This is a genomic window from Anthropogastromicrobium aceti (assembly GCF_020687335.1).
GTDB classification, from domain to species: domain Bacteria; phylum Bacillota; class Clostridia; order Lachnospirales; family Lachnospiraceae; genus Anthropogastromicrobium; species Anthropogastromicrobium aceti.
This window is the reverse complement of record NZ_JAJEQN010000019.1, coordinates 17,649-43,331: the sequence shown is the minus strand read 5'-3', so window position 1 is coordinate 43,331 and position 25,683 is coordinate 17,649. Positions and strand designations below refer to the sequence as shown.

At 42.7% G+C, this 25,683-nt stretch carries 21 protein-coding genes; 15 read left to right on the top strand and 6 right to left on the bottom strand.

Annotation, left to right across the window (positions count from 1 at the left end; translation table 11 throughout):
- Window positions 1-39: 39 nt before the first annotated feature.
- The 4 genes from rfbD to LKD48_RS08715 all read right to left on the bottom strand — a co-directional run bounded on the left by rfbD (window position 40) and on the right by LKD48_RS08715 (window position 5,493).
- Window positions 40-981: a dTDP-4-dehydrorhamnose reductase gene (gene rfbD, locus LKD48_RS08730; RefSeq protein ID WP_308731793.1), complete on the bottom strand. Its 942-nt coding sequence runs from the start codon at window positions 979-981 to the stop codon at window positions 40-42.
- 11 nt (window positions 982-992) lie between these two features.
- Window positions 993-2,012 (bottom strand): dTDP-glucose 4,6-dehydratase, encoded by a 1,020-nt coding sequence (rfbB, locus tag LKD48_RS08725; RefSeq protein WP_118614139.1) that lies wholly within the window; start codon window positions 2,010-2,012, stop codon window positions 993-995.
- A gap of 220 nt (window positions 2,013-2,232) precedes the next feature.
- Window positions 2,233-3,465: a MerR family transcriptional regulator gene (locus tag LKD48_RS08720; RefSeq protein WP_308731792.1), complete on the bottom strand. Its 1,233-nt coding sequence runs from the start codon at window positions 3,463-3,465 to the stop codon at window positions 2,233-2,235.
- 18 nt (window positions 3,466-3,483) lie between these two features.
- On the bottom strand, window positions 3,484-5,493 hold the full coding sequence (locus tag LKD48_RS08715; RefSeq protein WP_308731791.1) for a glycoside hydrolase family 31 protein: 2,010 nt from the start codon (window positions 5,491-5,493) through the stop codon (window positions 3,484-3,486).
- Between the two features lie 191 nt (window positions 5,494-5,684).
- On the opposite strand from LKD48_RS08715, the gene LKD48_RS08710 reads away from it, so the two are divergent.
- The 9 genes from LKD48_RS08710 to LKD48_RS08670 all read left to right on the top strand — a co-directional run bounded on the left by LKD48_RS08710 (window position 5,685) and on the right by LKD48_RS08670 (window position 14,568).
- Window positions 5,685-6,617 (top strand): carbohydrate kinase family protein, encoded by a 933-nt coding sequence (locus tag LKD48_RS08710; RefSeq protein ID WP_308731790.1) that lies wholly within the window; start codon window positions 5,685-5,687, stop codon window positions 6,615-6,617.
- A gap of 34 nt (window positions 6,618-6,651) precedes the next feature.
- The gene (gene thrH, locus LKD48_RS08705) at window positions 6,652-7,251 is read left to right on the top strand and encodes a bifunctional phosphoserine phosphatase/homoserine phosphotransferase ThrH (RefSeq protein WP_308731789.1); all 600 of its coding nucleotides are present in this window, start codon (window positions 6,652-6,654) and stop codon (window positions 7,249-7,251) included.
- A gap of 28 nt (window positions 7,252-7,279) precedes the next feature.
- The gene (locus LKD48_RS08700; RefSeq protein WP_308731788.1) at window positions 7,280-8,146 is read left to right on the top strand and encodes a YitT family protein; all 867 of its coding nucleotides are present in this window, start codon (window positions 7,280-7,282) and stop codon (window positions 8,144-8,146) included.
- Between the two features lie 196 nt (window positions 8,147-8,342).
- On the top strand, window positions 8,343-8,978 hold the full coding sequence (locus LKD48_RS08695; RefSeq protein ID WP_066561366.1) for a bifunctional 4-hydroxy-2-oxoglutarate aldolase/2-dehydro-3-deoxy-phosphogluconate aldolase: 636 nt from the start codon (window positions 8,343-8,345) through the stop codon (window positions 8,976-8,978).
- Window positions 8,979-9,067: 89 nt separating this feature from the next.
- On the top strand, window positions 9,068-10,165 hold the full coding sequence (locus tag LKD48_RS08690; protein ID WP_118614149.1) for a sugar kinase: 1,098 nt from the start codon (window positions 9,068-9,070) through the stop codon (window positions 10,163-10,165).
- 225 nt (window positions 10,166-10,390) lie between these two features.
- A complete protein-coding gene (locus tag LKD48_RS08685) occupies window positions 10,391-10,822 on the top strand; it encodes a hypothetical protein (protein ID WP_308731787.1) in 432 nt (143 codons plus the stop codon).
- A gap of 139 nt (window positions 10,823-10,961) precedes the next feature.
- Complete coding sequence (locus tag LKD48_RS08680) at window positions 10,962-12,335, top strand: TrkH family potassium uptake protein (RefSeq protein ID WP_262536961.1); 1,374 nt, start codon at window positions 10,962-10,964, stop codon at window positions 12,333-12,335.
- Window positions 12,336-12,377: 42 nt separating this feature from the next.
- Entirely contained in the window at window positions 12,378-13,028 is a 651-nt protein-coding gene (locus LKD48_RS08675) for a potassium channel family protein (protein ID WP_118614155.1), read from the top strand.
- 181 nt (window positions 13,029-13,209) lie between these two features.
- The gene (locus tag LKD48_RS08670; protein WP_118614173.1) at window positions 13,210-14,568 is read left to right on the top strand and encodes a uracil-xanthine permease family protein; all 1,359 of its coding nucleotides are present in this window, start codon (window positions 13,210-13,212) and stop codon (window positions 14,566-14,568) included.
- A gap of 7 nt (window positions 14,569-14,575) precedes the next feature.
- Here the strand turns inward: LKD48_RS08670 and LKD48_RS08665 are convergent, their stop codons facing one another.
- Entirely contained in the window at window positions 14,576-15,148 is a 573-nt protein-coding gene (locus LKD48_RS08665) for a nucleotidyltransferase family protein (protein WP_308731805.1), read from the bottom strand.
- Between the two features lie 203 nt (window positions 15,149-15,351).
- Here LKD48_RS08665 and LKD48_RS08660 point away from each other — a divergent pair, with 203 nt between their 5' ends.
- From LKD48_RS08660 to LKD48_RS08640, 5 genes are all read left to right on the top strand, one after another.
- Window positions 15,352-16,143: an FAD binding domain-containing protein gene (locus tag LKD48_RS08660; protein ID WP_308731786.1), complete on the top strand. Its 792-nt coding sequence runs from the start codon at window positions 15,352-15,354 to the stop codon at window positions 16,141-16,143.
- A 30-nt stretch (window positions 16,144-16,173) separates the two neighbouring features.
- Window positions 16,174-16,653, top strand: a complete 480-nt coding sequence (locus LKD48_RS08655) for a (2Fe-2S)-binding protein (RefSeq protein WP_308731785.1) — start codon at window positions 16,174-16,176, stop codon at window positions 16,651-16,653.
- A gap of 44 nt (window positions 16,654-16,697) precedes the next feature.
- On the top strand, window positions 16,698-18,983 hold the full coding sequence (locus LKD48_RS08650) for a xanthine dehydrogenase family protein molybdopterin-binding subunit (RefSeq protein ID WP_308731784.1): 2,286 nt from the start codon (window positions 16,698-16,700) through the stop codon (window positions 18,981-18,983).
- Between the two features lie 62 nt (window positions 18,984-19,045).
- Entirely contained in the window at window positions 19,046-20,173 is a 1,128-nt protein-coding gene (locus tag LKD48_RS08645) for an anaerobic sulfatase maturase (protein WP_308731783.1), read from the top strand.
- Between the two features lie 40 nt (window positions 20,174-20,213).
- A complete protein-coding gene (locus tag LKD48_RS08640; protein WP_227102424.1) occupies window positions 20,214-21,707 on the top strand; it encodes a sulfatase-like hydrolase/transferase in 1,494 nt (497 codons plus the stop codon).
- 50 nt (window positions 21,708-21,757) lie between these two features.
- On the opposite strand, the gene LKD48_RS08635 is transcribed toward LKD48_RS08640, so the two are convergent.
- Window positions 21,758-23,011 carry a M28 family metallopeptidase gene (locus tag LKD48_RS08635; protein WP_227102423.1) on the bottom strand — a complete coding sequence of 418 codons (1,254 nt, stop codon included), beginning with the start codon at window positions 23,009-23,011 and terminating at the stop codon, window positions 21,758-21,760.
- A gap of 260 nt (window positions 23,012-23,271) precedes the next feature.
- On the opposite strand from LKD48_RS08635, the gene LKD48_RS08630 reads away from it, so the two are divergent.
- Window positions 23,272-25,680 (top strand): beta-glucosidase, encoded by a 2,409-nt coding sequence (locus tag LKD48_RS08630; protein WP_227102422.1) that lies wholly within the window; start codon window positions 23,272-23,274, stop codon window positions 25,678-25,680.
- The last annotated feature ends 3 nt before the right edge of the window (window positions 25,681-25,683 follow it).

The following is a 25,683-nucleotide window of genomic DNA, read 5'->3' as shown; positions in this document are numbered from 1 at the left end:
GATGGAGCCACAAAACTCCATCCCATTTCCTGTTCTTTATTAAAATTCAATTTCTTTTAAATATCTTGCAACTGCATCCTGCCATGTCGGAAGTGGAGTAAAACCATTTTCAACAAGCTTGGACTTATCCAGACGGCTGTTGAATGGTCTTGCAGCCTTTGAAAGACCATACTCAGCAGTAGTAACAGGAAGAACAGTAACGTTATCCTCGCTGTACTCAGTGCGTCCAAGAAGGGTAGCCTGACGGAAGATTTCCTTTGTGAAATCATACCAGCTGATGTAGCCGCCCTCATTTGTTACATGATAGTAGCCGTATTTGTTGGTTTCAATCATATCAACGAGCAGTCTTGCTAAATCAAAGGTATATGTCGGCGTACCGATCTGGTCATTAACTACCTTTAAGGTACTGTGTGTCTTGGCAACGTTTAACATTGTCTTGATAAAGTTCTTTCCGTTCTTGCCAAATACCCATGCGATACGCACGATAAAGTAGTTGTCAAGAGTACTAGAAACAGCAAGCTCACCGTCAAGCTTAGACTGACCATAAACATTAAGTGGCTTATAATCCTTGCAATCTGGTGTCCATGGAGTAGTACCCTGACCGTCAAATACATAGTCGGTGCTGATGTAAACCATCTTGCTGCCAGTCTTCTTGCAGGCCTTTGCGATGTTTGCAGTACCATCCGCATTGATTGCGTGCACCTTATCCTTTTTGTCCTCATCCTCAGCCAGATCAACAGCTGTCCATGCAGCGCAGTGAACGACAACATCCGGCTTCATCTCGCAGATAACACGATCAACAGCATCAGCATCAGTGATATCTAAAGAAACATATGGCATAGAAACAACAGCAGTACCGTCAGCAACGCCAGAATACTCTGGTGCAATATCAGTTCCGATTCCCTCATAGCCGCGCTTAGCCAGTTCATTCATTACATCATGTCCGAGCTGACCGGCAACTCCAGTAACAAATACTTTCATAACGACCTCCATTAGCGGTTTGCGTACATCTTCTCGTAGTAGTTCTGATACTCACCAGAGATGATGGTCTCCCACCACTCCTTATTGTCTAAGTACCACTGAATGGTCTTCTTGATACCGTCAGCAAACTTAGTCTCTGGCAGCCAGCCTAACTCATTGTGGATCTTGGTCGGATCGATTGCGTAGCGCATGTCATGACCCTTACGGTCACCAACGAAAGTGATCAAGCTCTCTGGCTTTCCAAGCTCCTTGCAGATGATCTTAACGATGTCGATGTTCTTCATCTCGTTGTGTCCACCAACGTTGTAAACCTCACCAACGCGTCCCTTGTGGATGATCAGATCAATTGCACGGCAGTGATCCTCAACATACAGCCAGTCACGAACATTCTCACCAGTACCATAAACTGGAAGCGGCTTGTCGTTTAATGCGTTAGCGATCATAAGCGGAATCAGCTTCTCCGGGAAGTGATATGGACCGTAGTTATTTGAGCAGCGGCTGATGGTAACAGGCAGACCATAGGTTCTGTGATAAGCAAGAACTAATAAGTCAGCGCCAGCCTTAGAAGAGCTGTACGGGCTGCTTGTGTGGATTGGAGTCTCCTCAGTGAAGAACAGGTCTGGGCGGTCAAGCGGCAGATCACCGTAAACCTCATCAGTGGAAACCTGATGATAACGCTTGATACCATACTTGCGGCATGCGTCCATTAAAACAGCAGTTCCAAGGATGTTGGTGTTTAAGAAAACTTCTGGATTCTCGATGGAACGGTCAACATGACTCTCAGCTGCGAAGTTAACAACGATGTCTGGGTGCTCCTCCTCAAACAGTTTGTAAACAGCCTCACGGTCAGTGATGCTTTCCTTAACAAAACGGAAATTCGGGTTGTCCATAACCGGTGCCAGAGTGGAAAGATTTCCAGCGTAGGTCAGGCAGTCTAAACATACAATGCGGTAATCCGGGTAAGTATTTAACATATGGAAAATAAAGTTGCTTCCGATAAATCCGGCTCCGCCGGTAACGATAATGGTCATAATAAACTCCTTTCTAATGGGGACAGGGGCGATGGCTTTTTATCTGTCCCTAGTGGTTCAAAAATAAAATCAAATTTCGTATATACATGATGTCGCGTGTCAAAACATTTTTTCTTTGACACGCATAGTATATAAGGTGACGTTACGTCACCTTCAAGCGCTTTTTGTGGGAAAATCAAAGTTTGTGAAAAGTGCACAAAGGTCAGTGGTTCCACGGCAGCTATTTCGTGCAGCAAAACACTCCAGCATCCTTTGTGACCGAGAATCCAGCATCTGTTTTTTTCTTGACGAAGCTTCGAAATTCTGCAAAGTGGTCAAGCAAATATTGATTCTGGTTGCCGTGGCAGGAGAGAATATAGAGAATCAGCGGTTCGGCATCTGGAACGAGAAGTGAGTCCTCGTAGGAGAGCCATTTCACATCATTAAAATATGGCGCTAGAATCTCGGCTCCATTTTCGCGCCCGAATCGCTCGTAAAGACAATCTGCCGACAGTACAATGCGCGAGTCAAAGTCAGACACGAGACGACTGATTTCTTTCATGTGGTCTGCACCATATGTGCTGCATAAGAATCGTCCGCCGGGCTTTAATACTCTAGCGGCCTCGCGGCACGCCTGTGTCACATCACTGCAGTAAAAAAGAACATGGTTTGCCAAAACAAGGTCAAATGATTCATCTGCAAACGGAAGTGCCTCACAGAAGCATTCACGAAATGAAAATTCATCGCCATCGCCTATTGCACGTCTTGCATCACGAAGCATTCCCTCTGAGATATCAGTCAGCATAATTGAGCAAGTTTTAAGAAGATCTGGCTGCTGATTATGAGCTTTGGTGTGATCTGGACAATTATTCTGGGAAAACTGTTTCTTTGCCTCACACCAGAGCGTGCCGTCACCGCAGCCAGTTTCCAAAATATTCATTCCTGGCGCCAGATGGCAATTTTCCAGAATCCATGGAAACCATCCCTGTTTATTTTGGGAATAAAGGCGGTGAAGATTGATGCGGGCAGAGATATTCGAGGCATTTTGATACTGCTTTTTTAAGCTTTCCTCCATGCCAGTCAGATGGATCAAATTTAACATGCGGCTCCAGTCAATGCTGTGCTGCTTGTTTATGGCATCTGATGTTTCAAGGATCGCTTTTTCTACAAGCTGCATTTGCTCAATGCGGTCGCGCACAAGATTTAATTGTATGTTGAGGGAATTTTGCATGTAGTGAAGATCTTTTGTGTCTACGATCATTTCACGAATATCATCAAGTGAGAAGCCAAGATATTTTAATAATAAAATTTGCTGGAGACGCGCAAAATCTTCATCAGTGTAAAAGCGTGCACCAGATTCATTTACAAAAGAGGGCTTTAAAATACCCTGCTTGTCATAATAGCGGATGGTCCGCAGGGTGACATGAGCCATCCCTGCGAACTGTCCAGAAGAATAGTAGCCTTCTTTTTTCATTTAAAAATCCTTATATATTTATTTTACAAAAACTGTTTTGCCTTCCTTTACAAACAATGGAACGCGGTTAAGCGGAGCATCCACAGTAATTGTGCAGCCGCCATCATAAACCTTACCTGTCTCATATTCACACCAGCGTCCCTCTGGCAGATACAAAGTACGTGTGCGCTCACCAGCATAAAGAACTGGAGCAACAAGAAGATCATGACCAAAGAGAAATTCGTCTGCAATCTCCCAGCAAGTTTTGTCTGCTGGATAATCGTAGAACAGCGGCTTCATAACAGGTGTTCCCTTTTCATGAGCTTCTTCCATAACAGTTGTCATATAACCCTTCATGGATTCACGAAGCAGGATATAGTAACTCATCATATCCTGAATCTCAGGTGTGTAGCTCCAGATTTCATTGTCGGCACCAGAAGCAACCTTACCGCCACCTGTTGTGCCAAGTGGCTTGTAGTGAGGATCACGGTCGCCGTGCAGACGCATAACAGGGCAGAATGCACCAAACTGGAACCAGCGCATCAAAAGCTCATGGAAGGCTGGATCGTGTACATTTCCGCCATGGAAGCCGCCGATATCAGCAGTCCACCATGCAATTCCGGCAAGACCCATGTTTAAGCCAGCTGTCAGCTGATAGCGAAGATAAGTAAATGTAGAAGGAACGTCACCTGACCAGACAAGTGCACCATAGCGCTGGGAACCAGCCCATGCACAACGAACAAGATTCAGAGGGTTTTCAATTCCTTCCTTCTTCATACCGTCAAAGAAGGTCTGAGAGTAGCGAACTGGATATTCATTTGCACACTCTAATGCCGGACCATCATAGTAGCGGTAAAGATCAAAGTCCTGAGCAGTATACTCTGGCTCTGCTTCATCTAACCAGAACAGATCAACACCGTGTGAGCGGTAATTTTCCATTGCCTTTTGCCATACAAATTCACGTGTTTCAGGATTTGTAGGGTCAATGAAGCACTGCATTCCCCAGCATTCCATTGTAACATTTAAGCCGCGGTCTGTACGGATTAAAAGATCACGCTCACTCATTTCCTCATAGTTAACGCTTGTACGGTCAACAGTCGGCCAGATGGAAATCATTACGCGAACACCCATCTCATGAAGTTCATCGATCATTGCCTTTGGATCTGGGAAATATTCCGGGTCAAAGCGCCAGTCGCCCTGCTGTGTCCAGTGGAAGAAGTCGATAACAATAACAGACAGCGGAATATTTAATTCCTTATATCTGCGCGCAATAGTTAATACTTCATCTTGTGTCTGATAGCGAAGCTTACACTGCCAAAAGCCCATAGCCCATTCAGGCATCATCGGGACACGTCCAGTCAGCTCTGTGTATTGCTCTACAAGTGCTGCAGGTGTATCAGCTGCATTAATCCAGTAATCAATCTGGCGTGTAGATTCAGCAGTAAACTCTGTTACGTTAGCACCAAGCGTTGCGCGTCCAATTGCAGGATTATTCCACAAAAGACCATAGCCCTTGCTAGATACAAGATAAGGAACGCTTGCCTGAGTATTTTTCTGAGCAAGCTCAAGTGTACAGCCCTTTAAATCAAACTGTGGCTGCTGATATTGGCCCATGCCAAAGAGTTTTTCGTTATCATCTGCCTCAAAACGTACACTTAATGCATAGTTGTCGCCTCCGACAGCACGGTATGTTCTTGCAGCAGCACGCTGCATAATGATTGTATCAAGATCTTTCCAATCCTTTGTTCCATAATCCCAACTGCGATAATATTCCTTTAGTAAAAGTTCATCCTTTTCATTATAGAAACTGATACGGCCAAAGTCTGTAACAACAGCGTAGATACTGCCATTTCTCACGATTGCATGATCGTCAAAAAGCTCAATTTTTCCGTCTGCCTTTGCAGGAACATCGAGTGCCCAATCCTTATCAGAAAAACTTCGATTTTGTGTAGCGCGAACACGAAGTCCGGCACCCCATGGACAAATTTCCATAATTTCCTGGCGGCGCTTAAAGAAAAGTGCACCATCCTTTATTTCAAAAAATTTCATATGCTATACCAACCTTCCTTTTTATTCTTGTCAAGTTTTTGAGATAGTTATATTTTACTATATTATGCAAAAAAAGCAATGTACAAAACGAAAATGATGCTTGCTTTTTGTGGAATGTTTTGTACAATAAAGAAGAGGAGTCACCGGGGAAGTCGATGACTCCAAGATTGTAATATACTGGGGGACAAACCATGGGAATTGTAGTAATCGGCGCCGTATTTGTAGATATCAAAGGCTTTCCTGAGGATGTATATGTGCCGGAGGGCCGCAATGCGGGACGGATTGAATACATACACGGAGGCGTAACGCGAAATGTCGTGGAGGACATTGCAAATGTTGAGCTTAGGCCTACATATGTAAGCATCGTAGATACATCTGCGCTGGGTGAAGATGTTGTACGCAAATTAAAAAGACATAAGGTAGATACAAGCTATGTGAAGAGTGTTCCAGGTGGAATGGGAACATGGCTGGCCGTATTTGACAACAAGGGTGATCTGGCAGGATCTATATCACAAAGACCAAACTTGTATCCGATTTTGTATACTCTTGAGGAAAATGGAGATGAGATCATCTCTAAGGCAGATTCCATAGTACTGGAAATGGACGTTGACAAGGAAATCATAAAAAAGACATTCCAGCTTGCACAAAAGTATAATAAGAGGGTGTATGGTGTTGTCACAAATATGAGCATTGCCGTGGAACGGCGTGATTACTTAAAGCATTTTGACTGCTTTGTATGCAATCAGATTGAGGCAGGCATTTTCTTTGCAGAGGACTATGAGGGAAAGACACCGCAGGAACTTTGCGAGATTATTTCAGCAAATGTTGTGAGCGCTCAGATTCCATCAATTGTTGTTACGATGGGCGGTGAAGGTGCCGTGTATGCAGACTGTAAGGGAAATAAAGGTATTTATCCGGCGCGCAAGGTAATAGTGCGCGATACAACAGGAGCAGGAGATGCCTTCTTTGCAGGTGTTGCCATTGGCATGACATATGGCAAAGAATTAAAGGAAGCAGTTGAAATCGGTACACGTCTTGCTGCATCTGTTATCATTACAACAGACAATGTATGTCCGCGTTTTCTGCCGAAGGAGCTTGGACTTGACATTGATGTAGAGCAGTAGCAAACAAATAAATTGAGAAAGGCAGTAGAAAACAATGAATATTGTGTGTTTGGATTTAGAAGGTGTATTGGTACCGGAGATCTGGATTGCATTTGCTAAGGCAAGCAACATCCCAGAACTGAAAAGAACAACAAGGGATGAGCCGGATTATGATAAGCTGATGAAGTGGAGACTGGGCATCTTAAAAGAACATGGTCTTGGCTTAAAGGAGATTCAGCAGACTATAGCACAGATTGATCCAATGCCTGGTGCTAAGGAATTTCTTGATGAGTTAAGAAGCATGACACAGGTAATCATTATCAGTGATACATTTACACAGTTTGCAGCACCGCTTATGAAAAAGCTTGGGTGGCCAACAATCTTCTGCAACACTCTTGAGGTCGCAGAGGATGGAGAAATTACAGGCTTTAAGATGAGAATTGAGCAGTCTAAGCTGACAACAGTAAAAGCACTGCAGTCTATTGGCTTTGATACAATCGCAAGTGGTGACAGCTATAATGATCTTGGCATGATTCGTGCGAGCAAAGTGGGATTTTTATTTTGCAGTACTGATGCAATCAAAAAGGAAAATCCTGATCTGCCGGCATTTGAGACATATGATGAATTGATGGCAGCGATCAAGAAGGCGCTTTAAGCAAAAAAATATAATCGGGGAGAATATTATGGAAAAGATTAATTCAAGGTGGTCAAAGCTCGCTGTTATTATTGCAGGTTCATTTTTATACACCTTTGGTATGAATTATTTTTTGATTCCGTATGGTCTTTACAGTGGAGGCGGTATTGGAATTGCACAGGTTATTACATATTTGCTTGGAAAGGTTATAGATTTTGGCGGCAAAAATGTGTATGGTATTGTTTACTTTTTGATTAATATTCCGCTTCTTGTTTTGGCGTGGAAGGGAATTGGAAAGAGCTTTCTTATTAAGACACTGATAGGCTCAGCAGCGATCAGTATATTTGCAAGCATTATTCCGATTCCGAAAACGCCAATCGTTGACTCTGTTGTTGCATCTGTTCTAATCGCAGGTATTATCAATGGTTTTGGTGTAGGCTTGCTACTTGTTGCAGGCGGAAGTGGCGGCGGTGTAGATATCATTGGTGTGTGGGCAGCTAGAAAATTTAAGAATGCATCTGTTGGAAAGATTTCACTGTATGTTAACGTGGTTGTATATGCAAGTCTTCTTTTGATGTTTGATATTGAAATTGTTATTTATTCTCTTATCTATATGGTATGCTTCACACTTATGATGGATAGGGTTCATTATCAAAATATCACTGTTCGACTGATGATTTTTACAAAGCAGGAAGGAATTGATCAGAAGATTTTAAAGCAGACAGGACGCGGTGTAACAGAATGGAATGGTGTGGGTGCCTACACAAAGGAAGAGACAAAAATCATGATTTGCTGTATCAATAAATTTGAGACAGCAGAGTTTGTCGAAATTATTCACAGTATTGACCCGAAAGCGTTCGTAATTGCTGACGAAGGTGTTTCTGTCATGTCAGGTAACTTTGAAAAACGACTGTGACAAAAATAAATCTCAACAAAAATATGAGGCGTTTACTAATGTAAAGTTGGGCAAAACGCAGAAATATATGTCTACTATTGGCGAATACGCAAAAAAATGGTAGTATAAAGATATGTAACATCACGTAGAACGATGTACTGTAAACACGCCCATAGTATGCCCTTTTTAGGGATAGGGCAAAAGGAGGAATAAAGAAATGACAATTAATGAGCAGTTTAAAGAGTATGGTGTTGTTCCAGTTGTAGTACTGAACGATGCAAAGGATGCACTGCCGTTAGCAAAGGCTTTAGTAGAGGGTGGTCTTGCTTGTGCAGAGGTTACATTCCGTACTGATGCAGCAGAGGAGTCCATTCGTCTTATGAGCGAGGCTTATCCGGAGATGTTAGTTGGTGCAGGTACCGTTCTGACAATCGATCAGGTAAACCGTGCTGTTAAGGCAGGTGCTAAGTTCATCGTTAGCCCGGGATTTGATCCAGAGATCGTTGACTATTGTTTAGAGAACAACATTCCGGTACTGCCAGGCTGCATCACTCCATCAGAGGTTGCACAGGCTGTTAAGCGTGGACTGAAGGTTGTTAAGTTCTTCCCGGCAGAGCAGGCTGGTGGAATTGCTATGATCAAGGCTATGGCAGCTCCGTATACCATGGTTAAGTTTATGCCGACTGGTGGAATAAACACCAAGAACCTGGCAGACTACTTAAGCTGTGATAAGATTCTTTGCTGCGGCGGAAGCTGGATGGTAAAGGGCGACATGATCAAGGCTGGTGAGTTCGATAAGATCACTGCTATGACCAAGGAAGCAGTTGCAAAGGTTAAGGAAATCCGCGGCTAAGTGTAATGCTAGGGTCACAGAGCAACGGAGCAATTCGTAAGCATTAAATATATATAATGTAGAAAAAAGAAAGGTATGGTTTAGAAAAAATGAATTTAAATTTAAGACCAGCAAGTGAGTGCAAATTTGATGCAGTATCTCTGGGCGAGGTTATGCTTCGTCTTGATCCGGGCGAGGGCAGAATCCGTACTGCAAGATCCTTCCGCGCATGGGAAGGCGGCGGAGAGTACAATGTTATCCGTGGTTTAAGAAAGTGCTTCAAGATGAATACCGCTGTTATCACTGCATTTGCTGATAACGAAGTTGGTATGCTGATGGAAGATTTCATTTGCCAGGGTGGTGTAGATACTTCCCTTATCAAGTGGATGAAGACTGACGGTATTGGCCGTATCTGCCGTAACGGTTTAAACTTCACTGAGAGAGGATTTGGAATCCGTGGTGCTGTAGGTTGCTCTGACCGTGCAAACACTGCTATTTCTAAGGCTACTCCAGATGATTTTGATTTTGAGTACATCTTCGGAACATTAGGTGTTCGTTGGCTGCATACCGGCGGTATCTACGCTGCACTGTCTGAGCAGTCTTGCGAGACTGTTTTAGCTGCAATCAAGACCGCTAAGAAGTATGGAACTATCGTATCCTACGACTTAAACTATCGTCCATCTATGTGGAGCGCTATCGGCGGACAGGCTAAGGCTCAGGAAGTAAACAAGGAGATCGCTAAGTACGTTGACGTTATGATCGGTAACGAGGAAGACTTCACCGCTTGCCTTGGCTTCGAGATCGAAGGAAACGATGCAAACTTAAAGACTCTGAATCTTGACGGATACAAGAAGATGATCAATGAGGCTGCTAAGACTTACCCGAACTTCAAGGCTGTAGCTACAACTCTTCGTCAGGTTAAGACTGCAACTGTTAACGATTGGAGCGCAATCTGCTGGGCAGATGGTGAGATCTACAAGGCTAAGGATTACAACGGTCTTGAGATCATGGACCGTGTAGGCGGCGGCGATTCCTTCGCATCTGGCCTGATCTACGGTTTAATGACTACTGAGAATGCTGAGATGGCTGTTAACTATGGTGCAGCTCACGGCGCACTGGCTATGACAACTCCTGGTGATACCACTATGGCAAGCAAGAAGGAAGTAGAGGCTATCATGGGCGGAGCTGGAGCTCGTGTACAGAGATAAGTAATAATTCAATCCGGTAAGTAATGAGATCCTACTCGTGAATTTTACGAAAAATAATAGTAAAAATTTTCCCCTCGAAATGGTGTATAAACATCGTTTCGGGGGATTTTTGTATCTTAGGGATTGTGTATAAAATCTTGTTTCTTGATAGATACTGTGGAAGAGAGAAGCTTTTTAGCGAAGCTTTTTGAAACTATCCGTTATTTACAGGAGGAAAACAAACTGATGGATGATCAGACAAAAAAGCTTTTAAAGGAGTGTAATGTAGGCTGCAAGATGGCGCTTCAAAGTATGACACAGGTAGAAGATTATCTTGAGGACAGTGAGCTAGAGCGCGCCGTAGAAGATTATCGCAGAGAGCATGAGCGAGTAGAGAAGGAAACATCGCGTCTTTTAATGGAGGCGGGTGTATCAGAGAAGGATCCAAGTCCTGTGGCATCTGCATCTTCATGGATTACAACAGAGATGCGGCTTATGATGAAGGGAGATTGTCATCAGGTAGCAAAGCTGATGATGAATGGATGCAACATGGGGATTCAAAGCATTGCAAAGTGTCAGAATGAGTGTAGTGATGCAAGCCGGGAAGCCAGACAAATTGCAGAAGGTTTGATACACACTGAAGAAGATTTTATGGGAAGGATGAAGGAGTTTTTGTAATTTAATCAGGGCGCTTATGCGCCCTTGCGAAATTTACGTGTCACATCATCGTAAATTATTAGAGTAATATTTTCCAGTTGCATATCAACACCTAAATCGCTATAATGAGGGAAAATACATAAAGAAAGTAGAGGAAGACATGAAAAGTATAAAGAAATGGTCATTTACACAGGTTATGGTATTTGGCTTTCTGGCGCTGATACTTGTAGGTGCATGCATTTTAATGCTGCCGATATGCAATGCCAATGGAAAGTGGCTCAATTTTCCAGATGCACTGTTTACATCATGTACCTGTGTCTGTGTGACAGGACTAGTAACTGTTGTCCCGGCATTTCAGTTTACATTTCTGGGAAAGTTGGTCATGCTGTTTTTAATTCAAGTCGGAGGCTGGGGCGTTATTGTCTGTGTGACGTATGTGCTTGTTCTTATGAAAGTCAAACTCACCATTCAGGAACGCGTGATGCTGCAAAATTATTTTAACCGCGACAGTATGCGTGGTCTTGTCGGAATACTGCAGTATGTCGTAAAGGGATCACTTGTGGTAGAAGGCATTGGTGCGTTAGGATATGCATGCCGCTTTATTCCACAGTTTGGACTGCTTCGCGGCATATGGTATGCAGTTTTTCACTCAATATCAGCCTTTTGTAATGCAGGAGTAGATTTACTAGGCGATTCTAGTTTTGCGATGTATGCAGATGATGTACTGATAAATACAGTTACAGCTTTTTTAATTATAGCAGGCGGAATTGGCTTTATGGTATGGAGGGAATTGGTTGCTTTTATAAAAAAGGCAGCTAAGAAGGAGACAGGAATCAGACAGGGTCTGAGAAAGCTATCTCTTCATACAAAGTTAGTGCTTTTAATGACAATCAGTTTGTTATTGGGCGGAACTTTATTTTTCTTCATTGTAGAATATAATAATCCAAATACATTAGGATCTATGGGCTTTTTCCAAAAGCTGATGGCATCATTCTTTCAGTCAGTGACAACAAGAACTGCAGGATTTTTTACTGTGCCGCAGGATCAGCTTAGAGAGGTTTCGAGGCTGTTTAGCTGTTTTTTGATGTATATTGGAGGCTCTCCTGTAGGAACAGCAGGAGGTGTGAAAACAGTTACAGTAGCTGTTGTGCTGCTTAGCTGTGGTTCTATTCTGGCAGGTCATGAAGATACAGAGTGCTTCAGGCGTTGTATTCCAATGAATATTGTTCGAACAGCATTGTCAGTTTGCATTGGAGGTTTATTGTTGGTACTAGTAGGCACCCTTGCATTAATGGTTGCAGAGCCAGAGGCAACAATTATGCAGGCTACATATGAGGTGGTCTCTGCAACGGCGACAGTAGGTCTGACAGCAGGTCTTACGCCGAAACTTCACATTGCTGGAAAATTTATTATTATTGCGCTGATGTATATGGGTCGAATTGGACCTATTACAATTCCTCTTATGATTGCAGGAAGTATAAAGAGAAGAAATGAAAAGAGAAGACTGCCAGAGGAACATATCATGGTAGGATAAGATTATTTTAAATGCGAGCTTTGAAAAGCAGAAGGGAAAGTCATGAAAAAACAGCAGTATATTGTATTTGGTTTAAATCGTTTTGGCACAAGTGTAGCGAGAACACTTGCAGCAGCTGGAAATGAGGTAGTGGCAGTGGATCAGGATGCAGACCGCGTGGCACAGATCGCTGATGATGTCAGCTATGCAGTGCAGGTTGATGTGGCCGATGAGGATGCCATGAGCGGTCTTGGAATGGAGCATATGGATGGTGCAGTCATTGCTGTTGCTAGCAACATGGAAGCAAGCATTGTGATTGCAATGAAATGTAAGGAGTATAACATTCCACAAATTATTGCAACTGGAAAAAACGAAGTGCATGGAAAGGTCTTGAAAAAGCTTGGTGTCACAAGAGTCGTATTTCCAGAAGTGGAGATGGGTGCGCGAGTTGGAAAATATCTTACGGCACGTGATTTTTCAGACTGGATTAATCTGTCAAATGATTACAGTATGGTCGAGATGGCAATTCCATCAGCGTGGGTAGGAAAGACTCTTCGTGAACTTGATCTTAGAAATAAATATGGAATGAACATTGCAGGTATTCGCATTAATAACCACATGAATTTGCAGTTTTCACCAGATGAAAAACTACAAAAAGATATGCAGATGTATGTCATTGGAAAGGACAAGGATCTGCAGCATTTCAATGGTTAAGGCATGACAGATTTGTCCTTTTGACAGATATTCCTATTTTTACACGGAAAACTTCTATATATTACTCAATTTACAGATTAGCCTGCGAATGATATACTTTTCTTGAAAAAAGAAAAGGGAGGTATCTGTTGTGAAAACATCATACAGATTATCAGAGGCAGCTTTCCGCCTTGATGGAAAAATGCCGCTGAAGCAGGCAATCCCGCTTGGCTTACAGCATGTGCTGGCTATGTTTGTGGGAAACTTAACGCCGCTTTTGATCATCACCGGCGCATGTGGAATTGCAGGCGGTGAGTTTGCAGATTTACAGCTGCAGCTTTTACAGAATGCAATGCTGGTAGCAGGAATTGTTACTTTAGTTCAGCTGTTCGCTATCGGACCGGTCGGAGGAAAGGTTCCGATTATTATGGGTACATCTTCTGGTTTTATCGGAGTATTTAACTCAGTTGCCGCAACTATGGGCGGAGGCGTTCTTGCCTATGGTGCCATTATGGGAGCATCCATAATCGGTGGTTTGTTTGAGACTGTTCTTGGTTTATTCTTAAAGCCACTTCGTAAATTCTTCCCATCCGTAGTGACAGGTACAGTTGTTATGTCCATCGGTCTTAGCTTGATTTCAGTCGGCATCAATTCTTTTGGCGGCGGAAATACAGCAAAAGACTTTGGTTCCATGGAAAATCTGCTTTTAGCATTGTTTGTTCTTGTAATGATTCTTGTTTTCAAGCATGCGACAAAGGGCTTTGCAAGCTTTTCTGCAATTTTACTTGGAATTATCTGTGGTTATGTAGCAGCATTTATCATGGGTTTTGTACTTCCGACAACAGGTGTTACGGCAGATGGTGTTGAGTATACAAAGGCATGGGTATTAAATTGGCAGAAGGTAGCAGACGCGTCTTGGTTTGCAATTCCGACATTGATGCCGGTAAAGCCAGTATTTGATCTGCGTGCGATCCTCCCAGTATTGATTATGTTTGTCGTAACGGCAGTTGAGACTGTTGGTGATATCTCTGGCGTTATGGAAGGTGGTCTTGGACGTGAAGCTACCGATACAGAGCTTTCAGGCGGTGTTATGTGTGATGGTCTTGGATCTTCCTTTGCAGCACTGTTTGGTGTGCTTCCGAATACCTCCTTCTCACAGAACGTTGGTCTTGTAAGCATGACAAAGATTGTAAACCGTTTTGCATTGTCAACAGGTGCTATTTTCCTGATTCTTTGCGGACTCTGTCCAAAGCTTGGTGCAATCGTTTCAATTATGCCGCAGTCAGTTTTAGGCGGTGCAGCAGTTATGATGTTCTCCTCAATTGTAATTAGCGGTATTCAGCTGATCACAAAGGAGCCATTGACAGCAAGAAATCTTTCTATCGTTTCTGTTGCTCTTGGTGTTGGCTATGGTATGGGTGCCAATGCAAGCATCTTAAATCAGGCACCACAGGCAGTTCAGCTGATCTTTGGCGGTTCAGGAATCGTTCCGGCAGCACTTGTTGCTATTGTATTAAATATTCTTCTTCCTAAGGAAAAGAAAGAGGATGCAGCAGCGTAAGCAAAGATCACATAAGCTGATATTTGAAGCGATTAAGAAGTATAAGCAAATCTTTTTGTGTATCAACATCTTTTAGTTCATATTCATCCTGAACGGGTACTAATTGTATCCGTTCAGGATATTTTTTTGCAACAAAACCGCCGCCCCTTCCCTCAGGCAGAGAAAAAAGTTCAGAAAATGCCCAGCTTGGAAAAAGAACAGGGGCACCAGGAGTGTTTTGAAAGGCAGGGCGAATAATTTTTTTGTTGTCAGCTAAAAAAGCATCAATAAGATTAATTATAGTTTCGCGGCTAAGAAGCGGCTGATCGCCAGGACAAAACAGGCATCCGCTTATATCACCATTACGCGTAACCTCGTCCAAGCCCATACGTATGGTATCATTTCTAAAGGGCTCATCATGCAAAATAACAGGAACATTTTGAGCATGGCACAGCGAAGCAACATCTGCATGGCGTGTCACAACAACGCGGTGTGAAAAAAGACCATCTGTAACAGTAAGTGCGCGACATATCAGGGGCTGTCCATCAAAATCAGCCATCAGCTTGTTGCCGCCAAAACGCTTTCCAAGCCCAGACGCCATAATGACACAGCCAAGATGTGGGGTAGTAGGGGTAATCTGCATAGTATATTCTCCATTTTAGTTATGTTATATGAAAAGTATATCAAAACTGCTTTTCAAAATCAAATTGGATTGGTATAATAAAAGTGATGCTTACAGCATAGGAAAAATGCTGTGACAAATGATAATGGCAGTTTGTTAAAACGACATAAGGAGATGAGAGGATGGTAACGATACAAAAATATGTTAAGGCGCAGAGTCTTGAGGAAGCATGGAAGCTTAATCAAGGCAAAAAGAATAGGATTCTTGGCGGTATGCTGTGGATGCGTCTTGGAAATGGTACTATAAGTACAGCGATTGATTTGTGTGATCTTGGACTTGACACAATTGAAGAGACAGATGAGGAATTTTCCATTGGCGCACGCGTGACGCTTCGTGAGTTAGAGCAGCATGTAGGATTGAATACATATACGCATGACGCTGTGAAAAATGCAGTAAAGGATATTGTCGGTGTCCAGTTTAGAAATATGGCGACAATCGGCGGAAGTATCTGGGGACGCTTTGGATTTTCAGATGTGCTGACTGTTTTTCTGGCTATGGACAGCTATGTGGAGCTTTATAAGGGCGGAATTGTTTCAATGGCAGATTTTGTTTCAATGAAAATGGATAATGATATTTTGATTCGTGTGATTGTAAAAAAGCGTGCCTGTCAGATTGCATATATGGCTGTTAGAAACCAGAGCACCGATTTTCCAGTGCTGACTTGTTGTGTATCAAAACTGGATGGAACGTATCGCGCTGTAATTGGCGCTCGTCCGAAAAGAGCAAAACTTGTTAGTGATGAGAATGGCATAATGGCAAATGGTGTCACGAAGGAAGTTGCCGCTGCATTTGCTTCATATGTCGCAGAACAGGTGCCAACTGACAGCAATTTGCGCGGCAGCAGTACTTACCGTACACATTTGATTCATGTATTGACAGAACGCTGTGTGGCACAGCTTTACAATCAGCAATAAATAAACGGCCCAAAATAGAAAGGGAAATGAATGGAAATCAAGGTTAAATTAAATGGAAAAAATGTAATCGGCAATGTGGAAGCAGATACAGTGCTGTTAGACTGGCTTCGTGAAAAGGGATGCCTTAGCGTTAAGCGCGGATGTGACACATCAAACTGCGGTCTGTGCACGGTATTTATGGATAATAAGCCGATTTTATCATGTTCAAAGCTTGCTGTGCAGGCAGATGGTCATGAGATTAAGACACTTGAAGGTCTTCAGGAAGAAGCATTAGAATTTGTAGGATTTATCGCAGATCAGGGAGCAGACCAGTGTGGTTTTTGCAATCCAGGTTTTGTTATGAATACAATTGCACTTCTTCGCGAAAATCAAGATCCAACGGATGATGAAATCCGCGCATTTCTTGCCGGAAATCTTTGCCGCTGTTCTGGCTACGAAGGCCAGCTTCGCGGAATCCGTAACTTTCTTGACAGCCGCAAAGCTTGTACAGACGAGAAAAATAGCAACTGACAAAGTAGAGCTAAAAGCTCATATAAATAGAAAAGGACTATTTTATGCAGAAAGAATATAAATCAATAAATAAATCTGTCCGGAAAAAGGATGCGATGCAGCTGCTTACCGGAAAGCCTGTTTATACAGATGATGTAACACCAAGCGATGCACTTGTGGTTAAGATTCTTCGCTCTCCTCATGCAAATGCCATTGTGCAGGAGATTAATACAAAGGCAGCAAAGTTAGTTCCAGGCGTTGTCGATATATATACTTGGGAAGATGTGCCGAAGAATCGTTTTGCGATTGCAGGTCAGACCTTTCCAGAGCCATCGCCATATGACCGTTTAATTCTGGATCGTCATGTGCGCTTTTCAGGAGATGCGGTGGCGCTTATCGCAGCTGAAAATGAGAAGGCAGCCATTAAGGCAATGAAGTTAATCAAAGTAAAATATGAGGTGCTTGAACCTGTTCTTGATTTCCATACAGCAAAGGACAATTCTGTGCTTGTTCACCCAGAAGAGGATTGGTTTCCGCCGTGTCCTGTCGGAGGTGATAACAAGAGAAATCTTGTCGCAAGCGGATGTGACTTTGATGGTGATGTAGAAGGCATTATGGCAGACTGTGATATCACCATTGATCATACTTATCACATGAAGGCATATAATCAGGCAATGATGGAGCCATTTATCTGCTATACAAGTCTTGACCGTTATGGCAGGCTTCACGTTGTATCCTCAACACAGATTGTATTCCATACACGACGTATTCTTTCCAATGCGCTCGGCATTCCAAAGAGTCGCATTCGCGTGGAGAAGCCTCGTATTGGCGGAGGTTTTGGTGCAAAGCAGACAGCAGTTTGTGATGTTTATCCAGCTTTTGTCACTATGAAGACAGGCCGTCCGGCAAAGATCAATTACACAAGAACAGAAGCACAGATTGCTGGTTCTCCACGCCATGAGATGGAAGTGCGCGTGCGCCTTGGTGCAAACAAGGATGGAAAGATTCGTGTTTTAGATCTTTACACTTTATCAAACTCAGGAGCCTACGGTGAGCATGGTCCGACAACAGTTGGTCTGTCCGGACACAAATCAATTCCGCTTTATACAGGATCACTTGAAGCATTTCGTTTTTCGTATGATGTTGTGTACACAAATCATCAGGCAGCAGGTGCATATCGTGGTTATGGAGCAACGCAGGGAATCTTTGCGCTAGAATCTGCTGTCAATGAGTTAGCTGATAAGCTTGGCATGGATCCAACTATTCTTCGTGATAGAAATATGGTAAGAGAAGGCATGGTTATGCCAGCTTACTACGGAGAGACAGCAAATGCATGTGCGCTTGACCGTTGTATGGAGCACTGCAAGAAGATGTTTAACTGGGATGAAAAGTATCCTGTTCGTGATATGGGCAATGGCAAAGTGCGTGCAGCTGGTGTTGGTATGGCAATGCAGGGAAGCTGTATTTCAAACTTAGATGTTGGCTCTGCGACATTAAAGTTAAATGAGGACGGCGGCTACAATTTGCTTATAGGCGCTGCTGATATGGGTACTGGATGTGATACTATTCTTGCACAGATGGCAGCAGAATGCATGGACTGCAGCGTAGATGATATTGCAGTATTTGGAGCAGATACAGATGCTTCACCGTATGATTCTGGTTCATATGCATCATCAACTACTTATATCACAGGAAAGGCAGTAGAAAAGGCATGTGCTGACTTAAAGAAAAAGATCTGCGAGATTGCAGCACAGATGATGAACTGCGAGAAGGAAGATGTTGCATTTGAGAGCAGTCGCGTGCGCTGTATTTCAACTGGACAGACAGTGTCATTGTCAGAGATTGCCTATAAGACACAGCTGGCAAGCAACAGCAATGCAGAGGCAACAGCGTCTCATTTTTCACCTGTATCACCGCCACCGTATATGGTTGGAATGGCAGAGATAGAACTTGATAAGCTGACAGGTGAGGTTAAGGTGCTTGACTTTATGGCTGTTGTGGACTGTGGTATTCCGATCAATCCGGCATTGGCAAGAATTCAGGCAGAGGGCGGAATTGTGCAGGGTATAGGTCATACTTTAATGGAGAATGTCACCTACGATAAGTCTGGCCGTCCAATTGAGTCTACCTTTATGCAGTACAAGATTCCGACACGTCTTGATATGGGCAAGCTGAAGGTAGAATTTGAACACAGTTATGAACCAACAGGACCGTTTGGTGCTAAGTCAATAGGCGAGATCGTAATCAATACGCCGGCACCGGCCATCGCTCATGCGATTTACCGTGCAACAGGCGTATGGCACAGAAAATTGCCTATTACACCAGAACAAATTGCTATGTCGATTAAATGAGACAATGGGGACAGGCGGTGGTACCGGCCTGTCCCCAAATGGCTCTTGGAGAAATAGTTACGATGAGAAATATAAGTTTGCTTATAAAACCGGTTTCAGGAATATGCAACATGATGTGTGAGTATTGCTTTTATTGTGATGAAGCAAAAAAGAGAACACAGCATGTATATGGGATGATGAATGAAAAAACACTTGAAACCATTATAGAAAAAACAATAAGTGAGGCAGATGCTGTAGCAAGCTTTACTTGGCAGGGTGGAGAACCTACACTTCGGGGTATAGATTTCTTTGAAAAAGCAGTAGCACTTCAAAAGAAATATAAAAAGCAGTATAAGCGAAACAATCTTCATATAATGAATTCCTTCCAGACTAACGGGTATGAGCTAGACAGACAGTGGGCTAAATTTTTCAAAAGAAATCAATTTTTGGTCGGGTTATCAATAGATGGCTTTCCAGAAATTCACGATCTGCTTAGACGGGGAAAGGATGGGTCAAAAAGTTTTTTTAGAGTAAAGCAGGCTGCAGATCTTCTTGACCAATATCAGGTTGATTATAATATACTCACTGTTGTAACATCACAGGTAGCAGAGCGTATTAAAGAGATATATCCGTTTTATAAAAAATGCAGATGGAATTATCAGCAATATATTGCCTGCCTGGAGCCATTTGGTGAAAAGCCGGGAACAAAGCCGTACTCTTTGTCGTCAAAACAGTATGGAAAATTTCTTTCAAATTTGTTTGAATTGTGGTATCATGATTTACAAAGCGCAAGTCAGCCATATATTAGACAGTTTGAAAATTATGTGGGATTGGCCGCAGGATATATGGCAGAATCTTGTGAGCAAAGGGGATGCTGCGGAGTACAATATGCAGTGGAAGCAGATGGAAGCGTCTATCCGTGTGATTTTTACGTGATGGATGAGTACCAGATTGGCAATTTTAATACAGATTCGTTTGACCAGATGGATCAAAAACGAAGTGAAATTCGATTTATCGAGCAGTCTTCTTTAGTTGATAAAGCGTGCATAAGCTGTCATTATTTTTTATTATGCAGAGGTGGATGCCGGCGAAACAGGGGAAATGGGATACAGACAGAACCAACAAGGAACAATTTTTGTGAGGGATACAAAATTTTCTTTGGAAGGTGGTATGACACGCTGATGCAGTTGGGAAAACTGGTGCAAAGATAAATAATAAACATTATCCATGGGAATGGAAAGGAGAACATGAATGAAAAAGCAGATTGTAGTATTGATGACAGACACAACAAGAAAAGATATGGTTGGCTGTTATGGAAATGAAAAGATGAAGACGCCAAATCTTGACCGATTGGCACAGGAGGGCATCCGTTATGAGAATGCTTATACCTGTCAGCCTGTATGTGGTCCGGCAAGAGGTGCAATTTTTACTGGAGCATTTCCACACACCAATGGAGTTGTCACAAACAGTATCGGAATGGGAGATAACATAAAGACAATCGGACAGCGTTTGCACGATAACAAGATTGAATGCGGCTATATCGGAAAATGGCACCTTGATGGATCTGATTATTTTGGAAATGGTGTATGCCCAGATGGATGGAACCCAAAATATTGGTATGATATGAGAACTTATCTTAGTGAGTTGAGCGATGAAGACAAACTTCGCTCTAGAGATTCACAGACATCATACACAGAGGGCTTTTCAGAAGAATTTACATATGCGCATCGTTGCTCCGACAGGGCTATTGCATACTTGAATGAATTTAAGGATCAGGATTTCTTTTTGACTGTATCATATGATGAGCCGCATGGACCATCTCTTTGTCCGGCTCCATTTAATCATATGTATGATGGCTTCTGTTTTGAAAGTTCACCTAGCTTTCAGGACGATCTGTCAAAGAAACCAATGCTGCAGCAACTCTGGGCAGGAAAGAATTTACATGCACCAGAATCAGAGATAAATAAGGCGTCAAAAGGGCTGTCATTGTTCTTAGGCTGTAATTCATTTGCAGATTATGAAATGGGAAGAGTATTGGATGCAATTTCAAAGCTTGCACCAGATGCAATGGTAATTTATACATCAGACCATGGTGATATGCTTGGTGCTCATCGTCTGACATCAAAAAATGCAGCAGCATACAAGGAAGTAGCTAATATTCCTTTAATTATTAAGGGCGGTGCAAAGGGTCAGGTAGTGCATGAGATGGCATCTCACATTGATATTGCACCAACAATTATGGATTATTTTGAACTGCCAGTTCCAAAAACAATGGAAGGAAAGAGTATGCTGGCACAGATTTATGATCCAAGTGTGAAGATAAATGATGCGGTGTTTACAGAGTTTACAAGATATGAAGTGGATCATGATGGTTTTGGCGGTCTGCAGATGATGCGTGCAATCACCACAAAACGCTACAAGTTAGTTATTCATTTGCTTGATACAGATGAATTTTATGATCTTGAAACAGATCCATATGAGGTCGAAAATAGAATCAATGATGAAGCATATGAAGCTGTCCGCAACGAGCTGCATGATAAGCTTTTGGCGCATATGGATGATACAAGGGATCTGTACCGCGGCTATCAGTGGAAAATGAGACCATGGAGAAAAAATGTCACACCAGATTGGAATAATGGTGGATATACAAGACAGAGAGAAAACGAAGAATATGAGCCAAGACAGCTTGACTATGACACTGGACTTCCTATGGAAAAAGCAGTGAGAAATAAACTTCTGTATTGATATATGAAATGGGCGCTGCGCATATTGACGCAGCGCCTTTTTAAGTGTTTTTATTTTTCAGTGGAAAATGACGCATCTAGTTGTGCTAAAAATTCCTGCGGAATTTGTCGACAAAGTGGAAATACTTCTTCATTTGCCAAATAATTTGCTATAGTGCAAAGAAGCAGCGCACTGCGGCGAAGTGACCAGGCAGAGATTAGATCAATAGTGTCATACTCTGTATGCATGCCGTATCCATCACGGTTTAAGGTCATAGAAGGAACTCGTTTCCATGCAAATGTGTTAGAATCACTGCTCCAGACAGATGATCTTGTCGTCATTCCAATACCGCATTTTTCAGCGAGAGCTTCAAACTGGCGGCAGATTGAAGAATCGCCCGTAACACCTATTACAGTGCCGCCAAGTGATTGTCCGGCAAGGTCAATATTCATGTTAAAGAGGTGATGTGACAATTCAGAATCATGTGCCTTAACATAGGCGCGGCTTCCTAAAAGACCTTTTTCTTCTGCACCGAAAAATACAAAATCAATAGTGCGGCGTGGCTTATGTTCACAAAAATATAAAAACAGCTCCATAACAATTGCACAGCCTGCCATGTTATCGTAGGCGCCAGGTCCTTGTGGAACAGAGTCATAATGAGCAGTTACAGTTAAAATATCATCGCTTTTATCGCTTCCTTCAATGCGGGCACAAATATTTTGTGATGTTTTTTCAACAAGTGTCTGCTCACAGATCATGCGCACGCGTAAAGCACCTTTTTCAACAATCTCTGCTGCATCCACAAAATGAATGCAAGTGCCAGGAATTTCAGCAAGCGTTTTAGATTGACCAAGATTTTTGGATGTAGGCAGTCTTTTTTTTCCAGTGTCAATTGGAGTACCAGAGAAAGATACAAAGCCAAGCGCACCAGCCTTTACAAGTTTTTCAAGCATTGTACGGCTCATATAATTATTCAGCATAACAATCTTTCCATTTGCCTGCTTCATATTAATATCATCAGCATTTTCCAGATAAACAAAATCAGCCTCAAGTCCATTTTCATCTGTGTTGGCACAAAAACCAAAAGTGCAAGCCTCATATACCTTATGATAAGGTGCTGTCACCTCAAAGAAAGAGCGCTTAATCTGTGGTGCAAAAAAAGAAAACTCCTCCGTGCGAATCTGTGCATCGCTGTTTTCTTTTTTTAATTCCTGTAAAATCGTTTCAGCAGCTCTTTGCTCACCACTTGTACCAGCTTCACGCACATAATTGAATTTAGAGACAAAGCCATACTGACGCTCTCCACTAATAAACGTATTCATCATATCTTTTTATTCCTTTCCTTTTTATAAATGCATCATAGAATATATCAATATCTTTGTCAAGCGGTTGCAACTGCCGTTACAGTTCACGGATAAGCCAATATTTACAGTAAAGCCCGAAGGTGAACTGTAACAGGGCTATACTGCAAAGTATAAGAAAAAACAAAACTAGAGTTGTTTTGTCGAAGCATTGTGTGGTAGAATAAAAGCACAAAATTCAGATTCAGCAATCTGAAAATACAAGATGTGAAAGGATTAAAAAAATGAAGTGGCAAAGAGTTAAATACCAGCCGAACACACCACTTGGTGCAAACGGCCAGAAGGTAACAGCAAGCAAGGCACATACTGAGCTTTCCAAGCAGGCAGCAAAGGAAGGTATGGTATTATTAAAAAATGAGAACAGTCTTCTTCCATTTGAGAAGGGCACGAGGCTTGCCGTATTCGGAAAGGCAAGTGCAGATTATGTAAAGGGCGGCGGCGGAAGCGGCGATGTTACCGTTTCATATACGGTAAGTCTTGATGCAGGTTTAAAGGCACTTAGCGATTATGTAAGTGTATATGAAGGTCTATCGTCATTTTATAATAAGAACGTGCGTGACCAGTATGAAAGAGGCGTGGCTCCAGGCATGACTGTTGAGCCAGAAGTTCCGGCTGAGCTTTTAAAGAAGGCAAGAGCTTATACTGATACAGCACTTATTACGATTTGCCGTTTTTCAGGCGAGGGATGGGATAGAACAAGCAGCTACGACAATGGCGTAGAGTCAGGCGAGCCGATGTGGAAGGAGTCTCAGAAGGTATTTGAACGAGGAGATTTCTATCTGTCTGATGCAGAACAGCGCATGGTAGAAACAGTAAAGGCTGCATTCCCTAAGGTTGTTGTTGTATTAAATGTAGGCGGCGTTGTAGATTCCATGTGGTTTGCAGAGGATCCTAAGATTCAGTCTGTTTTAATGGCATGGCAGGGCGGTATCGAAGGCGGTGCAGCAGCTGCTGAACTTCTTTGCGGTATTGGAAGTCCGTCTGGAAAATTGGCGGATACTTTTGCGAAGACGCTTGAGGATTATCCATCATCCTACAACTTCCATGAGTCACAGGATTACGTAGATTATACAGATGATATTTATGTAGGATATCGTTATTTCGAGACTATTCCAGGCGCAGACAAAAAGGTTGTGTATCCATTTGGATATGGACTTTCCTATACGACATTCAAGTGGGAGCTTGAGCGTGTAGACGAGGCAGAGGATGGCACACTTACAGTTCGCGTAGAGGTAACAAATACTGGAAATCATGAAGGAAAAGAAGTACTTCAGCTGTACGGCAGTGCACCAAAAGGAGTGCTTGATAAACCGTCAAAAATTTTGCTTTCATATGCAAAGACAAAGCTGCTGCAGCCTGGAGAAAATCAGCTTGTAACTTTAGTTGGAAACGTAAATGATCTGGCTTCATATGATGATCTTGGCGTTCTGCATAAATCTGCATATGTGATGGAGCAGGGAGAGTACCACTTCTATCTTGGAAATTCAGTTAGAAATACAGAGGAGCTTGGATTTATACATACAGAAGAGTCTACAAGAGTGGCAGAGCAGCTGACAGAGTGCTTAGCACCGACATCACTTCCAAAGCGCATGCGTGCAGATGGAAGCTTTGAAGAACTTCCTGTAAGACCATCACACGATCCGGACAGCGAAGGACTTCTTACAAAGAAGGAAAAGGAAACAATCGATGGTGTTGCACCAGATGTACGTTTTTCAAAGGGCGAGCATCTTTGGAACAATAACGAGCGCCGCCTGCAGTTTGAGCAAGTTGCAGAAGGTAGCGTAACGCTTGATGAATTTGTGGCACAGTTAAGCGACGAGGAGTTAGCTCATCTTTTAGGCGGTCAGCCAAATACAGGTGTTGCAAATACATTTGGCTTTGGTAATCTGCCAGAGTGTGGTATTCCAAACTTTATGACAGCTGATGGACCGGCAGGACTTCGTATTTTGCCAGAGTGCGGTGTTTGCACAACAGCATGGCCATGTGCAACACTTCTTGCATGCACCTGGAATCCAGAGATTGTCTACGAGGTAGGTGCAGCTGGTGCAAAGGAAGTAAAGGAAAATAATATCGCAGTATGGCTTACACCGGCAATCAATATTCATCGTACACCGATGTGCGGAAGAAATTTTGAGTATTACTCAGAGGATCCGTATCTTGTTGCAAAGCAGGCAGGCGCAATGGTACGCGGTATTCAGTCTCAGCACATTGCTGCAACAGTAAAGCATTTTGCACTGAATAACAAAGAAACGAACCGTAAGGATTCAAACTCAAGAGTATCAGAGCGTGCAGCAAGACAGATTTATTTAAAGACATTTGAGCGTATTGTAAAGGAAGCAAAGCCGTGGTGCATCATGTCTTCCTATAACATTGTAAATGATTATAGAGCTTCCGAAAATCATGATCTGTTAGAGAAGCTTCTGCGCGATGAGTGGGGATTTGAAGGTGTTGTAATGACAGACTGGTGGACATTTGGCGAGCACTGCAAGGAAGTAAATGCCGGAAATGATGTTAAGATGGCAGCTGGAAATCCTGACAACTTGCTGAAAGCACTTGAAAAAGGTCTGTTAAAGAGAGAGACAATGGAGTGCAGCGTAAAGAGACTTCTTGGAGTTCTCTTAAAGATTGATTAAACA

Excerpts from the sequence above, each read along its gene's own strand:
- thrH (WP_308731789.1), top strand. The coding sequence starts at position 6,652 with ATGAATATTGTGTGTTTGGATTTAGAAGGTGTATTGGTACCGGAGATC.
- LKD48_RS08680 (WP_262536961.1), top strand. The coding sequence starts at position 10,962 with ATGAAAAGTATAAAGAAATGGTCATTTACACAGGTTATGGTATTTGGC.
- LKD48_RS08665 (WP_308731805.1), bottom strand. The coding sequence starts at position 15,148 with ATGGCGTCTGGGCTTGGAAAGCGTTTTGGCGGCAACAAGCTGATGGCT.
- rfbB (WP_118614139.1), bottom strand. The coding sequence starts at position 2,012 with ATGACCATTATCGTTACCGGCGGAGCCGGATTTATCGGAAGCAACTTT.
- LKD48_RS08720 (WP_308731792.1), bottom strand. The coding sequence starts at position 3,465 with ATGAAAAAAGAAGGCTACTATTCTTCTGGACAGTTCGCAGGGATGGCT.
- LKD48_RS08670 (WP_118614173.1), top strand. The coding sequence starts at position 13,210 with ATGCCGCTGAAGCAGGCAATCCCGCTTGGCTTACAGCATGTGCTGGCT.
- rfbD (WP_308731793.1), bottom strand. The coding sequence starts at position 981 with ATGAAAGTATTTGTTACTGGAGTTGCCGGTCAGCTCGGACATGATGTA.
- LKD48_RS08645 (WP_308731783.1), top strand. The coding sequence starts at position 19,046 with ATGAGAAATATAAGTTTGCTTATAAAACCGGTTTCAGGAATATGCAAC.
- LKD48_RS08715 (WP_308731791.1), bottom strand. The coding sequence starts at position 5,493 with ATGAAATTTTTTGAAATAAAGGATGGTGCACTTTTCTTTAAGCGCCGC.
- LKD48_RS08640 (WP_227102424.1), top strand. The coding sequence starts at position 20,214 with ATGAAAAAGCAGATTGTAGTATTGATGACAGACACAACAAGAAAAGAT.
- LKD48_RS08655 (WP_308731785.1), top strand. The coding sequence starts at position 16,174 with ATGGAAATCAAGGTTAAATTAAATGGAAAAAATGTAATCGGCAATGTG.
- LKD48_RS08675 (WP_118614155.1), top strand. The coding sequence starts at position 12,378 with ATGAAAAAACAGCAGTATATTGTATTTGGTTTAAATCGTTTTGGCACA.
- LKD48_RS08690 (WP_118614149.1), top strand. The coding sequence starts at position 9,068 with ATGAATTTAAATTTAAGACCAGCAAGTGAGTGCAAATTTGATGCAGTA.
- LKD48_RS08685 (WP_308731787.1), top strand. The coding sequence starts at position 10,391 with ATGGATGATCAGACAAAAAAGCTTTTAAAGGAGTGTAATGTAGGCTGC.
- LKD48_RS08695 (WP_066561366.1), top strand. The coding sequence starts at position 8,343 with ATGACAATTAATGAGCAGTTTAAAGAGTATGGTGTTGTTCCAGTTGTA.
- LKD48_RS08650 (WP_308731784.1), top strand. The coding sequence starts at position 16,698 with ATGCAGAAAGAATATAAATCAATAAATAAATCTGTCCGGAAAAAGGAT.
- LKD48_RS08700 (WP_308731788.1), top strand. The coding sequence starts at position 7,280 with ATGGAAAAGATTAATTCAAGGTGGTCAAAGCTCGCTGTTATTATTGCA.
- LKD48_RS08710 (WP_308731790.1), top strand. The coding sequence starts at position 5,685 with ATGGGAATTGTAGTAATCGGCGCCGTATTTGTAGATATCAAAGGCTTT.
- LKD48_RS08630 (WP_227102422.1), top strand. The coding sequence starts at position 23,272 with ATGAAGTGGCAAAGAGTTAAATACCAGCCGAACACACCACTTGGTGCA.
- LKD48_RS08660 (WP_308731786.1), top strand. The coding sequence starts at position 15,352 with ATGGTAACGATACAAAAATATGTTAAGGCGCAGAGTCTTGAGGAAGCA.
- LKD48_RS08635 (WP_227102423.1), bottom strand. The coding sequence starts at position 23,011 with ATGATGAATACGTTTATTAGTGGAGAGCGTCAGTATGGCTTTGTCTCT.